This is a genomic window from Pseudomonas sp. GM79, assembly GCF_000282495.1.
GTDB lineage: Bacteria > Pseudomonadota > Gammaproteobacteria > Pseudomonadales > Pseudomonadaceae > Aquipseudomonas.
On the sequence record NZ_AKJE01000002.1, the window covers coordinates 81,101 to 96,957 of the forward strand.

Consider the following 15,857-nt stretch of genomic DNA (forward strand, 5'->3'; position numbering starts at 1 on the left):
AACCCTTTGCGGGGTTCAAGGCCATCCTCTTCTAGGCCTGCTCGGTGATCACCGGAAAGGGCCGCCCCATCGCTACCCAATCGCGGTAGAGCCTGGCCCGATCCTCCAGCGACATGAAAATCCCCAGCGGATTTTCAGCATCGACCTCTGTGGCCTCGACCACCCGGTTCAGCCAGCTCCACAACTCGTCCGATGCCTGCGCCTCGCTCAACAGTTGCCAGACCCTCGCTTGCAACGCCATATACTCGACCTGAAAGTCCGCCGTCAGGCTGAGCCCATCGATGAGCCTCAGGAAACGACTGCCTGACGGCTTGACCGCCAGTTGCTGCCAGATTGTTCGCCTGGCTTGCTGCAGCGCTTCATCCCCCTCTTGTAACCACGCCTCTGGATTGCCATAACCGGGACCCGGCGCGCTCAACCACAGGTTGATCCCTGTGCGCTGTCGATGGCTGATCAGGCGCCGCAATGTGTCTTCGTCCGTTAACGGATTGCCCCAAAGCTGCACTCGCCCCCGAACCATGGCCTGGCTCAACACCGCCGACGGAACCCGGGTGATCCGGTTGTCACGCAGGTCCAGCGACGTCAGGTAGGGCTCGCCCCTAATCCCGATCGGGCACGTACTGATCCCTGCTTTCCTCAAATTCACCTCGCGCAGGTTGTCCATCCCTAACAACACAGGCGAAACACTCAGGGGGTTTTCACTCAGGTCCAGTGATTGCAAGTTAATCAAGTCACTCAGTTGCGACGCCGTGTTCTCCCTGAATTTGAGAAACGTGTCTTTCAGATTCAGCGTTGTGAGATGGCTCATTCGCGGGATTGCAGGCGGCAAAACACTCTCCAGCGCCCCCATGGCGTCAGATAGCCGCAGATCGACTTTCTCCAGATTCAATACCCGCAGATTGGGGAAAGACTCCAGGAACCCGTTCAAGCTCTCACGCTCTGTCAGGTGAAATCCGCGCATCGACAACTCGATCACCTCGTTGAACTTGATGTTCATGATCGGCAAGCGGTGGTAGTCCTCGAACTCCAGATCCAGTTTGTATCCCGCTAACGCTTCGCCGGAATAAAGGCGGTTGGCCTGCGGCGGACACTTTTGCCAGATTGAGATCAGCTCGTCAGCCAGTTCTATCCGGGTCTCGCGCTCGAGTTCCATCGCGTGCTGCACCAACGCGACGTTATGCGCCGCGATTTGCGCATGAGTCATGCCCACAGCGTCCTCGTCGCCAGCGGCCAGAAAGTCGATGCCCATGTCATCGACATCCTGCAGGGACCGGTCGATCCAACTGGTCAAATCCGTACTCAATTGCTCAGACTGTTGCTTCAGACCATCGAGGCGTGACTGAGCGCTTGCTCCGGCATGTTGCAGCCATTCATCGGCCTGCGCGTTGCCGAAGTCGGGATAGAGGTCCCTGACTTGCAGTCTCATCGTCTCGTGGCTCAACGCCGCAGCCTGGAGGGTCGTCGGAAAGCCGCCGCCCCTCAAGCCCTGCATTTCAAAAGGCAATCCTCCGTCCATTCTGCCCAGGCCCAGGCCGAACTCGGCGCGCGATAGCGTCCGGTCGCGAAGGTTGAGCTTCAGTTCGTTGGCCGGGTTCAGCGACTGCAATTGCAGCGCCGCCCGCTCATCCGCGGACAACACACCGATGACGGCCCCGTAAAAGTCCGTGCGCGCGATGGCCTGGGCGACCACATCAACGTATTGATAGTGGTCGCCGATTTTGATCAAGCGACGACAATCAGCCGCATCAAGCGAACCGCAACGATCCAGCACCCGACCTTGCAACGAGCCGTCTAGCACCTCGATTCGCAGGCCTTTTGGCCATCCGGGCAAGTTTTTCAGCGAATGCAAGGCCAGCGTGTCCGAATCGGAATGGGCCACGGATCGCAGATAAAGGCCTTCGTAAGCACGGGTCAGCCTCACATGCTGCTGATACTGGCGGGCCTTGCCATCCAGTTGCCTGAATACCCCCTTGATCTCGATCGCATCCGGCGTCTCTGTGAACGCTATGCCACAGCGATCAAGCATCTGCTCCACCGCACTTTTCGGCAGGCCGGGATATTGTTGTTGAAACAATCGGACCCATTCATGCTCCGAGTGCTGGAGCGCCTGATAGCGAGCGTTGAATAACTCCACTCGCCGGGCCTGCAATGCCTCGTTCCCGTCAGCCTGCGCTTTGTCGATGACCTCCACGACGTCCTGATCGATTTTGAAGCGGCTGATAGTGTCGGCCAACACAGGCGTGGGTTGACGACCGGCCTGCATCATTCGCAGCAGATCGTCATCAACGGCGCTGACCTTGCCGATTTGCGCCAGCACTTCGTCGCTGAAGGCGTCCACCGGAGCGCCGATCCCTCGCAGCAGGCTCAGACGGGTCGGCATCTGTGCGGCCGACTCCAGAGGGGCGACATGAACGGGTGGAGCGTCCACCGGCATACCATCGAGCCGCACAGCGGGCTCCTCGGCCCCGTGCTCGGCCCTGGCCAGCGCGGTGGCCTCGGCGCCTTCGCCTTTTAACGAAGCGGCAGCCCCGGCCAGCGGCAGAGCATTGAGCAAGCCGAACACGGTTCGCGTCACGCCTTCAGAACGCTCACTGGCCGTTTTCCCCTCGATGGCCTCATCCAGGCCGTAACCGGCGTCAATAAGCCCGGCCAGCACCAACAATCCCTCACCTCCGGGCACAAACAACGCCAGTGGCCCGAACCGGTTGACCCATTGCACGATCGGCTCGACGAAAGCGCTCAGATTGTCACGGTTGACCTGGGCATCGTCGCGGATGGTCTTGACGCTGTCCTGGGCGGCCTGCTTCATGGAACTCACCAACTGCGCAAAAGGGTCGGATGCGCTGGGTGAGCGATCAAAATTGATGTAGTCGTCCGGATCCCAATGGCCATCATCGTTGAAGAACCCGGCATTCTTCGTCAGCCTGTGCATCCTGGGATAAACCGCCATGCCCTCCAGTGCGGTCAGTACCCCCGCATGAAAGGTGCCGTCCTCGCGATCCTCTTCGCAAAAGTGAGCCGCCAGTGCCTGTTTCGTATCGGCCTCCCTGCCCTGAGCCACGATCCATTGACGCAACTGCCGGCTATCGTTGAATTCATGCAACGGTGAAGAATTGCCGGGAATGTACAGCAGCACCCTGGCGCCTGATCGCGCTCGAAAACACCAGATATCGGTTGCCGTATAACGGTACAGTTTCAGCCGACTCGCCTCGACGCTCGAAGGCATCCTTGTAGGCGCTTGCAGTTGCTCGATTGTCAGCGTTTCCCAGCTCTGCGCGGCGGGCAACCCGGCGGCTTGCATGGCGAGTTCCAGCCCCTCTCGGGACAGGCACCGTTCTTGATATTGCAGCCGGGCCGCCATGACAAAAGCCGCCTTGACTGATGTCCTCAGGGCATAAGGACCGGGAGCGGCAATGACCGCGTCCGACGGCCAGGCCTGATCAAGATAAGTCTGGTATCGACGGGAAAAAAACAACCCCCAGACCCACTGTTTGAAATCGGCAGGCCGCAGATTGATTTGCGTGTGCGGGCCATAGGATTGCGGAACCGTGGCGCGGTAAATGCCTTCATAGGTGTCGTGGTTGCCATTGCCCACATAGGCAAACTCATCGACTTTCTCGACAATGCGCACCGACGGCCCGATGTCGGGCGGTGTGTACAGCCCAAACGCGGTTTCGCCGAAGCGCCCGTCGCCCACCGTCTGATAATTGCCAAGCAGCGCCTGGATCAGGGTGCGAGAACTTCCCACCCGCCCCTGGTGGACGCCGTTCTCAGGAGGATGCCCATGGTAGTTATAGTCGAGCGTTACCAGCAGGGCTGTCTGCGGATCAATGTCGGCTCCCCACTTCTCCTTGATCAAGCGCTCACCAAACTGAGCGGGAGTTTGCGCAAGTGCGGTCTCCACCGCAGCTTTCAGTTCGTTACGCATCAGGACATTGCGCGTTGGGGCGTCGCCATGGGCGTGATCATTCATGTGCATTCCATTGCAAACTATTGGGAGCCACCAGAATATCCAGCCCCAACTCAAGCGTAAGTCGGAATGATCGGCAGGCCAGTTAGGACGTTTCGCAGAGTCCGCAGGAAAGTGAACAGTCTCAAACGCCGGACGAAAAAAAACCGCGGAAATCCGCGGTTTGATTTTTTCCGGAGACGCCTGCCAGAGGCTTACCAGAAGCGTTGCTGAGTCAAGCGACTCCACCAGCCCAGCAATACGCGATCGACCGAACCGCTGGCCGCGATGCCGATGCGCTCCTGCAGGCTTTTGCGTTCGGCGTAATGCAAGTGGTAGAGCTCAGACTGCTTGGCGCGTTCGGCAAGGTATTCATCGCTGGTCTTGAGTTCATCCACCAGTTGCTTGTCGAGCGCCGCAATGCCCAGCCAGATTTCACCGGTGGCCACTTCGTCGATGGCCAATTGCGGGCGATAGCGGGAAACGAAGTTCTTGAACAGCTGATGGGTGATGTCCAGGTCTTCCTGGAATTTCTCCCGGCCCTTCTCGGTGTTTTCGCCAAACACTGTCAGGGTGCGCTTGTACTCGCCAGCCGTCAGTACTTCGAAGTCGATGTCGTGTTTTTTCAGCAGGCGATTGACGTTGGGCAACTGCGCCACAACACCGATCGAGCCGAGGATCGCGAATGGCGCACTGATAATCTTCTCGCCGATGCACGCCATCATGTAGCCGCCGCTGGCCGCGACCTTGTCGATGCACACGGTCAACGGCACGCCGGCTTCACGAATCCGCGCCAGTTGCGAAGACGCCAGGCCATAGCTGTGGACCATGCCGCCGCCGCTTTCCAGGCGCAGCACCACTTCATCCTTGGGCGTGGCGAGGGTCAGCAGCGCGGTGATTTCGTGACGCAGGCTCTCAGTGGCCGACGCCCTGATGTCACCATCAAAATCCAGCACGAACACCCGTGGTTTGACCTCGGGTTTCTTCTTTTGCTTTTTATCGGTTTTAGCCTGGGACTTGCGCAAGGCCTTGAGCTGATCCTTGTCGAGCAAGGTTTGCTCCAGGCGTTCGCGCAGCCCTTTGTAGAAATCATTGAGTTTGCTGACCTGCAGCTGACCGGCCGATTTGCGCCGACCTTTGCTGCGCAACGCCGCAAAACTGGCCAGGACCACCAGAATGGCGATCACCAGAGTCACGGTCTTGGCCAGAAAAATGGCGTACTCGAACAAAAGCTCCACAGGGACTCCTTCAATCAATGCGCGGGGTAAACACGCGCGGGATACCTCCAGCATACCCATCCGCCGGCCCGACGGCCAGCCGTGAAACCTCTGGCAACAGGCCTGTAACGGGCATTTCAAACAAGCGTATGTTTTTTCATTGACAGCTCACCGCCATCCTCATAACCTCGCCAAACCTTCAACGTACCGGGATGACGCGGACGTGGGCAGCATCTACTTGATTCGACATGGCCAGGCCTCCTTTGGTGCAGACGACTATGACGTCCTGTCGCCGACCGGTATTCGCCAGGCAGAACTCCTCGGTCAGCACCTGGCCGAACTTGGTGTCAGCTTCGATCGCTGCCTGTCGGGCGACCTGCGCCGCCAACAACACACCGCCAACAGTGCGCTGGAACAGTTTGCGGCCGTCGGTATGCCGGTGCCTACCCTGGAAATCGATTCCGCTTTCAATGAATTCGATGCCGACGCAGTGATCCGCGCCCTGCTGCCGGCCATGCTGGAGGACGAGCCTCATGCGCTGGATATCCTGCGCAATGCCGCACAAAACCGTGCTGAATTCCAACGCATCTTTGCCTTGATCATCGAGCGCTGGCTCGCCGGCACCTACGACACACCGGGACTGGAAAGCTGGCTGGGCTTCGTCGAACGCGTACAGAGCGGTCTGCATCGATTGCTCGAACAAGCCGACAATACCCAGAAAATCGCTGTGTTCACCTCCGGCGGCACTATCACTGCCCTGCTCCACCTCATTACGCAAATGCCCGCAAAGCAGGCCTTTGAACTGAACTGGCAAATCGTCAACACCTCGCTCAACCTGCTTAAGTTTCGCGGGCGCGAGGTGGCCCTGGCTTCCTTCAACAGTCATGCACACCTGCAACTGTTGAAGGCCCCGGAACTCATCACGTTTCGCTGAGTCCGGATTATTGTGACCCTGGCTGTAATCACCCAGCTCTTATTACCCAAGAAAGGATCGAACCATGACCTCCGTAGCTGATGCCGTACAAGCAATGAAAGCCAAGTTCAACCCAGCCGCTGCTGCCGGTCTGGACCTGGTATTCGGTTTCCGCATCGACGACACCAAGCACTTCTCGCTGATCGTCAAAGACAGCACCTGCGAACTGCAAGAAGGCGAGAACCCGGACGCCCAGGTCACTCTGGTAATGGACGGCGAAACCCTGGAAGGCATCGTCGACGGTTCGACCGACGGCATGCAAGCGTTCATGGGCGGCAAACTGCGCGCTGAAGGCGACATGATGCTGGCCATGAAACTGTCCGAGCTGTTCCCGGCCTAAGCGCGCCGCTCCCGTCTTTCGGGAGCACGTCTGGCTGCAAACGAATCCCGCCCCTTGTGGCGGGATTCGTCGTTTTTCGCCCTCGCAAACGGCTATCTGTGGATTTGCCGACTATATTCCTTCTGGCCGCATGCGTCAGACATCGGCTGTTGATCCCCGCTTCTTTGTGAAGAACTTTGTGGAGAGCGCTGCCATGAGCCCACCTGACGAGCACAACGACTTCAGTCGTCGCCGTGTACTGCAAGGCCTCTCGGCAGGCGCCGTCGGTGCCTGGGTCAGCCCACTATTCGCAGGGAGTAAAGCCATGCCCGATACCCCAGCCGACCTGATTTTGTACAACGGACGCCTGCACACCGTTGACCGCAAGAAACCCCAGGCCAGTGCCGTCGCGATCAAGGACGGGCGCTTCGTGGTGGTCGGCAGCGACGCCCAGGCAATGGCCCTGCAAGGCCCCGGCAGCCAAATCATCGACCTGCATGGCCGCACGGTGATTCCCGGTCTCAACGACTCTCACCTGCACTTGATCCGTGGCGGCCTGAACTACAACCTTGAGCTGCGCTGGGAAGGCGTGCCATCTCTGGCCGATGCCTTGCGCATGCTCAAGGATCAAGCCGATCGCACACCGACGCCGCAATGGGTGCGGGTGGTCGGTGGCTGGAACGAGTTCCAGTTCGCCGAGAAGCGCCTGCCGACGATTGAAGAACTGAACAAGGCCGCGCCAGACACCCCAGTGTTCGTTCTGCATCTTTATGATCGCGCCCTGCTCAATCGCGCGGCGTTGAAAGTGGTCGGCTATACCCGCGACACGCCGAACCCGCCGGGCGGCGAAATCCAGCGCGATGCCAATGGCGACCCCACCGGCATGCTGATCGCCCGACCCAACGCAATGATCCTCTACTCGACCCTGGCCAAGGGACCGAAATTACCGCTGGAGTATCAAGTCAACTCGACCCGCCAGTTCATGCGTGAACTCAATCGGCTGGGCGTCACCAGCGCCATCGATGCCGGCGGCGGTTATCAGAATTACCCGGACGATTATCAAGTTATCCAGCAACTGGCCAAAGACCAACAGCTCACGGTGCGCATTGCCTACAACCTGTTCACCCAAAAACCCAAGGAAGAGCTGACCGATTTCAAAAACTGGACCAGCACCTCCCATTACGGTCAGGGCGATGACTTCCTGCGGCACAACGGCGCCGGGGAAATGCTGGTGTTCTCGGCAGCCGATTTCGAAGACTTCCTCGAACCTCGCCCCGACCTGCCGCAGACCATGGAGCAGGAGCTGGAGCCGGTGGTGCGGCATCTGGTGGAACAGCGTTGGCCCTTCCGTCTGCATGCCACCTACAATGAATCCATCAGCCGCATGCTCGACGTGTTCGAGAAGGTCAACCGGGATATTCCGTTCGACGGTTTGCCATGGTTCTTCGATCACGCCGAAACCATCAGCCCACGGAACATTGAGCGGGTCAAAGCGCTCGGTGGCGGCATCGCCATCCAGGACCGCATGGCGTTCCAGGGCGAGTACTTTGTCGACCGTTACGGCGCGAAGGCTGCCGAAGCGACACCACCGATCGCACGCATGCTGGCCGAGGGTGTGCCGGTGGGCGCCGGCACCGATGCCACGCGAGTCTCCAGCTACAACCCCTGGACTTCCCTGTACTGGCTGGTCAGTGGCCGCACCGTCGGCGGGCTGGCGCTGTACCCGCAAGGTTTGAGCCGTGATACGGCGCTGGAACTGTTCACCCACGGCAGCGCCTGGTTTTCCTCCGAACAAGGCAAGAAAGGCCAGATCAAAGTCGGGCAACTGGCGGACCTGATTGCGCTGTCGGCGGACTACTTCCACATCGAAGACGAAGCCATCAAATGGATCGAGTCGGTGCTGACCATTGTCGACGGCAAGATCGTCTACGGCAGCGTCGAGTTCGAAAAACTGGGGCCTGCGCCTATCCCGGTAGTGCCTGAGTGGTCACCGGTGGTGAACGTACCGGGGCATTGGAAACCACTGGCGCCACTGACGGCTCAGGTTCATCAATGCGTGGGCGCTTGCGCGGTACATGCCCACAGCCATGAGCGGGCGCGGTTGTCGTCGGCGCCAGTCAGTGACTTCCAAGGGTTCTGGGGGGCGTTTGGCTGTTCGTGTTTTGCGTTTTGAAAAAGAGAAAAGATCGCAGCCTGCGGCAGCTCCAGGATTTGTGTTCGCCCGATATTTCACGGCGTGCGCGATTCCAATGTGTGAGCTGCCGAAGGCTGCGATCTTTTGATCTTGATTTCTATCCGCTGGCAGCGCCTGCTCTTACAATGCCCGCACCTCCCGCATCGGCCTGCCCATGGACATCGACCTCGCCCGCACCTTTCTGGAAATCGTCCGCCACGGCAGCCTGGCCGCGGCGGCTGAAAAGCTGCACGTCACCCAGACCGCGATCACCGCCCGCGTGCAAAAGCTCGAAAGTCAGCTCGGCAGCACGCTGTTCGTGCGCAACCGCGCCGGGGCGCGCCTGACGCCGAACGGTGAGGCCTTCGTGGTGTACGCCAATCAACTGGTGCAAACCTGGGAAGCGGCACGTCGTGACTTGCCGCTGCCCGAGGGCTACCGCGACGTGCTGCACATCGGTGGCGAGGTCAGTCTGTGCAACCCTTTAATGCTCAGCTGGGCCGGCGAGTTGCGCGAGAAGATTCCCAGCCATGCCCTGCGCATGGAAATCCGCGACGGCGAAAACCTGCTGCGGCAACTGGAGCTGGGGGTGCTGGATGCGGCGCTGGTCTATCAGCCCGAGTACTGGCCACGCCTGCAAGTCGAGCAGGTGCTGGAAGAAAAACTCATCCTGGTACGCCTGGCCGGCCAGCCCGAGCCTTACGTGTATATCGACTGGGGCCCGGACTTCCGTCGTCAGCACGATGCCGCACTGCCGGAAAAGGCCAAGGCAGCCCTGAGCTTCAACCTCGGACCGCTGGCTTTGCAATACATCCTGGAAAACGGCGGCAGCGGCTATTTCCGTACCCGCGTGGTCCAGAGCTACCTGGAAAGCGGCGTGCTGGAGCCAGTGCCCAAGGCTCCGGAGTTCAGCTATCCGACCTACCTGGTTTACTCCCGGGACCGCGACTCGGCGACCTTGCAACGAGCCTTCGATTTGCTGCGCGAAGTGATCAAGACGGACGACGACTGGTCCCAGCGCTGGAACCCCTTGACCTGACGCCAGGCGCCTTGCACCTGAGCATGGCGCTTGTGCCCTCAAGGTTCAGCCAGCCTCGGCGGCGGGATCGGCTAATCTGCTGGTTATAACAATAACCACAGGTGCACTCAGTGAGGCAGACCACCGAAGCATTCCGCACGCGCTACCGTGCCGACATTCATCCGCTCTACAACCCTTGGCTGCATGGCGCCTTCGTGTTGCTGTTCGGGTTGCTGGCCATCGGCGCGTTCTGGAGCACCGTGCATCAGGTACATCCCTTGGAATGGCTGGCGGTGCCGCTGACCCTGTTGTTCTTCAACTTCGGCGTCTACGTCGTGCATCGGCATCTGGGGCACCACAAAAAGCGTCTGGCGCGAATGTTCTACGCCCGTCACGCCGGTGACCATCACAGCTTTTTCACCCCAGGCCACATGACCTACGACAGCGCCCGGGACTGGCGGGTGATTCTGTTTCCAGCCTGGCTGATTGTGTTGCACACCCTCGTTATCACCGCGCCCGCGTGGTGGCTGTTGGCTCAGCTCAATGCCAACGTCGCGGGGTTGTTCGGCGGCTGCATGGTCCTCGGTTACCTGACTTATGAAGTGTTCCACGCCTGCGAACATCTACCGCCCGGCAACCCGCTGACACGGCTGCCGTGGATCCGCCAGATGCGCCGTCTGCACGAACTGCACCATCGCCGTGAGCTGATGCAGGAGCGCAATTTCAATATCGTGTTCCCCCTGATGGACTACCTGTTCGGCACTCTGTACTGGGAACCGGAACAAGCGCCTCCACACCTGACGAGAACGCCCACCCGCCTGCAGCACGTGGTCGACATCGCAGGAGATCCGCTCGCCGTGCTCGCCTACGCCAGCACGGCGACACGTTGGCCGGAGTGGCATCCGTCCTCCCTCAAAGTCGACGGCCAGAGCGGCCCGTTGTATGCCGGGGCGCGGTTCGAGGAAGACATTCGGGCCGGCGGACGCGAGGGGCATTTGCGTTGGGAGGTCAGCGAATACCTGCCCGGTCGCCGCTGGAGCGCTCGGGCCCGGGGCGATCATGGACTGTCGCTGGTGGTGACTTACGAGTGCGAGGCTTTTGGCGACGGCACGCGTTTTGTCCGCACCCTGGAATATTGTTTTAGCGGTGTACTGATGCGCATCGCCAATCGATTGTTGCTCAAACGGCGCATTGAGCATGAATCGGCGCAATCGATGCTGGCGTTACGCGAGATGGCGCAAAAACATCTGGCCTCGACAGGAGTCACCGCGTGAAAAGAGCCTTCAGGTTTCGGCATTTACTGTTGCTGCTAATCATCGTGATTGGCGGCTTCCTGTTGTTATTACCCACCAAGGTCCAGCCGATCGCCTGGACACCGTCACCAGCGCCCTCCCTCATCGATGGCATCTACACAGACAATCAGCGCCTCAAAGGCGTGGAACGTGTCGGTGCCGCTGACATCGACGGCCCGGAAGCATTGCTTCTGGAAGACAACATCCTCATCACCGGCCTGCATGACGGCCGGTTGATTAGCACCAGCCTCGACGGCAATACCACCAGGGTGCTGGCCGATACCGGTGGCAGGCCATTGGGCCTGGCGCGCCATCCCAATGGTTTGCTGGTGATCGCCGACGGGGTCAAGGGTTTGCTATCGCTCGATGCTCAAGGCCGGTTGATTGCATTGAGCACCACGGCCAACAACGTGCCCTTCGGTTTTACCGATGACGTGGCCATCGACAAGCCCGGGCATTACGCCTATTTCAGCGATGCATCCAGCCGTTGGGGTTACGGCAAGGATGGCGAGGCAATCATCGAGCACGGCGGGGACGGCCGATTGCTGCGTTATGACTTCCAGACCGGCAAAACGACGGTTCTGCTGGACAAACTGGAGTTCGCCAACGGAGTGACCCTGGGGCCTGATGATGCGTTTGTGCTGGTCAACGAAACTGGCGCCTATCGCATCAGCCGCTATTGGCTGACCGGGCCGAAAGCCGGGACCCACGATCTGTTCATCGACAATTTGCCGGGGCTGCCGGACAACCTGGCATTCAATGGTCGCGATCGTTTCTGGGTGGCGCTGTATGCCCCGCGCAATGCGCTGCTCGACGCCACGGCGCCCTACCCTCTGATACGCAAAATGATCGTGCGCGCGATGACGGTCCTGCCCAAACCGGTGGAGAAACGCGCCTTCGCCCTCGGCCTGGACCTCGACGGTAAAGTGATTGCCAATCTGCAGGACGCCAGCAGCGGCAACTACTCCCCCATCACCACCGTGCGCGAGTACGGGGACTGGTTGTATCTGGGATCGCTGAAAGCACGGCACATGGCGCGGTTGCCTTTGAGTACGGCGTTGCAGTAGTAACGGTGATCGAACTGTGGGAGCGGGCTTGCTCGCGAAGGCGGACTGACATTCAACATTGATGTCGACTGGCGTGGCCTCATTCGCGAGCAAGCCCGCTCCCACAGTTGATTGGGGTTGCCGCGAGGTTTGTGATCAACCCTCGTGGACTCAACGCGTTTCTATCTCATCATCGCGTACCGAATTGTCTGTCTCTTCGCGCACTCGCTCCGGGTCGATGTCAGTGACGTCATCCTGCTCCAGAGGCGTTATGTCCTCATTGTCCGGCAATTCATCAATGCCCGGTTCATCCTCGGGGTTGACGGTGGTGCGTCCCGGGCTCAGGGGTTCGGGATAAGTCGGGATCGGGTCGTAACCGCCCTGCTCTTCGCTGGGGTACTTTTCTTTATGGGGAAAGGCTGAATGGGACATGGGGCACCTCGCATGGGCCGCAAAGTCGGCTCTGATCGTTCGAGGTGCCGGTATTTATCCCCGTTCCAATTTTTCAGTCACCGGTCGTCGGTGACTCGACGTAGCGCCTCAGGACCGTGCCTGGAGTTGTTGGACGATCTTGTCCTTGACCTGCAAGCGCTTCTCCTTGAGCTTCTTCAGTGCATCATCGCTGGGCGCATCCGATTGTGCGGACTCGGCCTTCAACACTTCGGCGTCCGCCTGGGAGTACTTGTTGAGCAGTGAATCCAGTAACGGATCCTTGGTGCGTTTTTGCTGGATCTCTTCCTTCGTGCAGCGCAAGTCCTGATAAAGGTCATGAGTCACCGGCATGGAACACCTCCGTTTGTTAATCGGTAGCGAACGCGATCGATTGCGCTCACCAGCTATCAGAATGGCCTTGCTTACCCGGTTCTGTCGACCGTCTATCAGACCAGCGGTGTCCGTTCGTCGTCCTGTCGCAAACGCGATAAAACCTTTACCCGAGCGCCCGCCTCCATTGAATAACGATCACCCGGATCGCCCATAGAAACCTGTGTGGAGAATGATCAATGGACGGCTTCAATCTGCGTCACCTAGCCCTGGCCGTTGCCTTGAGCACCAGCATGGGCACAGCTTTTGCCGCCGATTCCAACGACTTCGTCGATGACGCGGTCGCGGGCGGCATCGCGGAAGTCGAGACCAGCAAACTGGCCCTGGAAAAAAGCTCATCGGCCGACGTCAAGGCGTTCGCCAACATGATGGTCACCGATCATTCCAAAGCCAATGAAGAACTGGCGGCGCTGGCGAAAAAGCATGACATCGAAGTGCCGGACACGACGACGATGGTTAAACAGGCCAAGGAAAAAATTCTCGACCTGCGCGATGAATCCTTCGACACGGCCTATGCCAACAATCAGGTGAAGGCTCATGAAGAAGCCATTGAACGGTTCAAGAAAGAAGCCAATACGGTGACGGACGACAAGACCAAAGGCGCCACTGACCTCAAGGCCTTTGCACAAAAAATGCTGCCGGCGCTGGAAAAACACCTGGATATGGCGAAAAAACTCCAGGCGGCTCATCCCGACAAATAACCCCACGCGCTGATGACAGTCAGTCAAGGCGCGGAACCTGTGGGAGCGGGCTTGCTCGCGAAGGCGACGGCACAGTCAACATTGATGTTGCCTGTCACACCGCTTTCGCGAGCAAGCCCGCTCCCACATGGATTGCGCAATCAATGAAAATCCAGACTCAACCACCCAGCACGCTGCGGATCATGTTCAACAGCGCTTCAGGGCCATAAGGTTTGCTCAGCAGATAAGTGTCGGGGCTGAGTTGATGATTGCGCGAAATAATGTCCCGGGTGTGGCCGGAGGTAAACAGCACCGCCACCGGTGGATTCTGCACCTTGGCCCAGGCGGCCAGGTCCGCGCTTTTGATCAGACCGGGCATAACCACATCGGTGAAGATCAGATCCACTGTCACGCCATCGAGCAACATCTGCATGGCCAGGTCACCGTTGGCCGCGGTCAGAACCTGATAGCCCTCTTCACGCAACAAATCCACCGCCGAGCCACGCACCGCTTCGTTGTCCTCGACCACCAGAATGGTTTCGTGCCCGCCACGGTGCTGCGGATCATGGCGCGTTGTTTCACCGGGCAACGGGCGCAAGCTGCGCGGGAAATACAGCTGCACCCGAGTGCCCTGCCCGACGACGCTGGAAATCTCGATATGCCCGTCGCTCTGTTTGACGAAACCGAACACCATGCTCAAACCCAGGCCGGTGCCCTGGCCGTCGGCCTTGGTGGTGAAAAACGGTTCAAAGGCCTGTGCGAGCACTTGAGGCGACATGCCGACACCCGTGTCAGCCACCGCGACGCAAACATAGTCGCCGGCGACGATGCCCTTGCCTGCGCAAAATTTGCGGTCGAGGACAATGTTCTCGGCGCTCAGGGCAATGGTCCCCTCGCCGTTCATGGCGTCTCGAGCGTTGATCGCAAGGTTGAGAATGGCGTTTTCCAGTTGATTGCGGTCCACGTAGAGATGCCATGGATCGTCAGGCGCCGTCACCTTGATCTGGATAGTTTCCCCCAGCGCCCGCTGCAACAATTCCCCCAAGCCTTCGAAGATCTGCCGTGGATCGCAAACCGCCGGCGATAAAGGCTGGCGGCGGGCGAATGCGAGCAATTGCGACGACAATTTGGCACCGCGCTCGACCGCGGCAATCGACGCACTGACCCGGCGTTGCACGTTGGCGTTGTCCGGCTCGTGACGCGCCAGCAAATGCAGGTTGCCGGCGATCACCTGCAACAGGTTGTTGAAGTCATGGGCCACGCCGCCGGTGAGACCACCGATGGCTTCGAGTTTCTGTGACTGGCGCAACTGCTCTTCGGCCGCCAGCCGCGCTTCGACTTCGTCGGCGACTCGTTGCTCCAGGTTGCGGGTGAATTTGAGCAAGGATTCTTCGGCGGTCTTGCGTTCGTGGATGTCGATCAACACCCCGGGAAAGCGGAACGCCTCGCCTTTTTCATCGAACTCGCAACACCCGCTGGCCAGCACCCACAGGTAACTGCCATCGGGCCGCAGAACCCGGTATTCGGCGTTATAGGGTATGCCGCTTTCCACCGACTGATTGAGCCGCTCCTGAACCCAGCTGCGGTCGTCGGGATGAATCTGCATTTCGGCGATGAGCGGTGGCAGATTGGCCAGGTCCTGATCGGGCGGATAGGAAAACGTGCGGGCGAAGCGTTCGTCGGCAGACAGCACATTAGCCTTGATGTCCCAGACGAACGAGCCGAGCAAAGCCCCGGCATTAAGAGCCAGGCGAACTCTTTCGTTGTCGGCGCGATAAGCGCTTTCGGCTTCCTGGCGGCGGCGCTCGGAAATCACATGATCAGTGGTGTCGACCACCATTGCCATGACCCCGGCGGGGTGCCCGTCATCATCGGCGACGGGGCTGTAGTAAAGATCCATCCAGACGTCTTCGGGTACGCCATCACGCAACAGCACCAAAGCTTTGTTGTGATAGGACAAGGTGCCGCCCGCAAGACAGGTGTCCACCACATGCCGATTGAATTCGGCGACCTCTGGCCAGCCCAACTCCACCGGGGAACCCAGCAGGTAAGGATGGCGCCCACCGGCAAATCTCGAGTAGGCATCGTTATAGATCATGTAACCGGGCCGGCCCCACAGCATCACCATCGGCAGGGGTGAGGCGAGCAATAATTGCACCGCGCTGCACAGGCTCCCGGGCCAGGTATCGATGCTCCCGAGCTCGGTCAGGCTCCAGTCGAACGCGCGAATGCGTCCGGCCATTTCGCCGCTCCAGCCGGTACATCCGTGGCTATTGTCAAGAAACTGCATCGACTGGCCTATGTCCTGTGGATGACATGTTTTCAGGCAGTGCAACGGCGTGAGGAGACGGTGCGTGCCCGTTTGTTT

General features: G+C 59.5%; 12 protein-coding genes. 7 read left to right on the top strand and 5 right to left on the bottom strand.

All coding sequences use genetic code 11. From position 1 onward, the window contains the following. Window positions 1–31: 31 nt before the first annotated feature. Together PMI36_RS28920 and sohB are read right to left on the bottom strand one after the other, a co-directional pair. Window positions 32–3,973 carry a dermonecrotic toxin domain-containing protein gene (locus PMI36_RS28920; RefSeq protein ID WP_008066944.1) on the bottom strand — a complete coding sequence of 1,314 codons (3,942 nt, stop codon included), beginning with the start codon at window positions 3,971–3,973 and terminating at the stop codon, window positions 32–34. Window positions 3,974–4,164: 191 nt separating this feature from the next. Continuing rightward, a complete protein-coding gene (gene sohB / locus PMI36_RS28915) occupies window positions 4,165–5,187 on the bottom strand; it encodes a protease SohB (protein ID WP_008066945.1) in 1,023 nt (340 codons plus the stop codon). A gap of 202 nt (window positions 5,188–5,389) precedes the next feature. Between sohB and PMI36_RS28910 the strand changes: the two genes are divergently transcribed. From PMI36_RS28910 to PMI36_RS28885, 6 genes are all read left to right on the top strand, one after another. Then, window positions 5,390–6,100, top strand: coding sequence for a histidine phosphatase family protein (locus PMI36_RS28910; RefSeq protein WP_008066947.1), 711 nt, complete (start codon window positions 5,390–5,392; stop codon window positions 6,098–6,100). Between the two features lie 64 nt (window positions 6,101–6,164). Next, entirely contained in the window at window positions 6,165–6,479 is a 315-nt protein-coding gene (locus tag PMI36_RS28905) for an SCP2 sterol-binding domain-containing protein (RefSeq protein WP_007898209.1), read from the top strand. Window positions 6,480–6,783: 304 nt separating this feature from the next. Continuing rightward, complete coding sequence (locus PMI36_RS28900) at window positions 6,784–8,631, top strand: amidohydrolase (protein ID WP_032830046.1); 1,848 nt, start codon at window positions 6,784–6,786, stop codon at window positions 8,629–8,631. 175 nt (window positions 8,632–8,806) lie between these two features. Then, window positions 8,807–9,670, top strand: coding sequence for a LysR family transcriptional regulator (locus PMI36_RS28895; protein ID WP_008066951.1), 864 nt, complete (start codon window positions 8,807–8,809; stop codon window positions 9,668–9,670). 110 nt (window positions 9,671–9,780) lie between these two features. After that, window positions 9,781–10,923, top strand: coding sequence for an SRPBCC family protein (locus PMI36_RS28890; protein ID WP_008066952.1), 1,143 nt, complete (start codon window positions 9,781–9,783; stop codon window positions 10,921–10,923). Continuing rightward, entirely contained in the window at window positions 10,920–12,008 is a 1,089-nt protein-coding gene (locus PMI36_RS28885; protein ID WP_008066954.1) for an SMP-30/gluconolactonase/LRE family protein, read from the top strand. Before PMI36_RS28890 ends, PMI36_RS28885 begins: the two co-directional genes overlap by 4 nt. 150 nt (window positions 12,009–12,158) lie before the next feature. Here PMI36_RS28885 and PMI36_RS30135 read toward each other — a convergent pair whose 3' ends face one another. Further along, complete coding sequence (locus PMI36_RS30135; protein WP_008066955.1) at window positions 12,159–12,419, bottom strand: hypothetical protein; 261 nt, start codon at window positions 12,417–12,419, stop codon at window positions 12,159–12,161. 108 nt (window positions 12,420–12,527) lie between these two features. Beyond that, window positions 12,528–12,770 carry a YdcH family protein gene (locus PMI36_RS28880; protein WP_008066957.1) on the bottom strand — a complete coding sequence of 81 codons (243 nt, stop codon included), beginning with the start codon at window positions 12,768–12,770 and terminating at the stop codon, window positions 12,528–12,530. A 218-nt stretch (window positions 12,771–12,988) separates the two neighbouring features. On the opposite strand from PMI36_RS28880, the gene PMI36_RS28875 reads away from it, so the two are divergent. After that, a complete protein-coding gene (locus tag PMI36_RS28875) occupies window positions 12,989–13,510 on the top strand; it encodes a DUF4142 domain-containing protein (protein WP_008066959.1) in 522 nt (173 codons plus the stop codon). A 157-nt stretch (window positions 13,511–13,667) separates the two neighbouring features. Here the strand turns inward: PMI36_RS28875 and PMI36_RS28870 are convergent, their stop codons facing one another. Continuing rightward, window positions 13,668–15,779 (bottom strand): hybrid sensor histidine kinase/response regulator, encoded by a 2,112-nt coding sequence (locus tag PMI36_RS28870; RefSeq protein ID WP_032830038.1) that lies wholly within the window; start codon window positions 15,777–15,779, stop codon window positions 13,668–13,670. Between the last annotated feature and the right edge of the window lie 78 nt (window positions 15,780–15,857).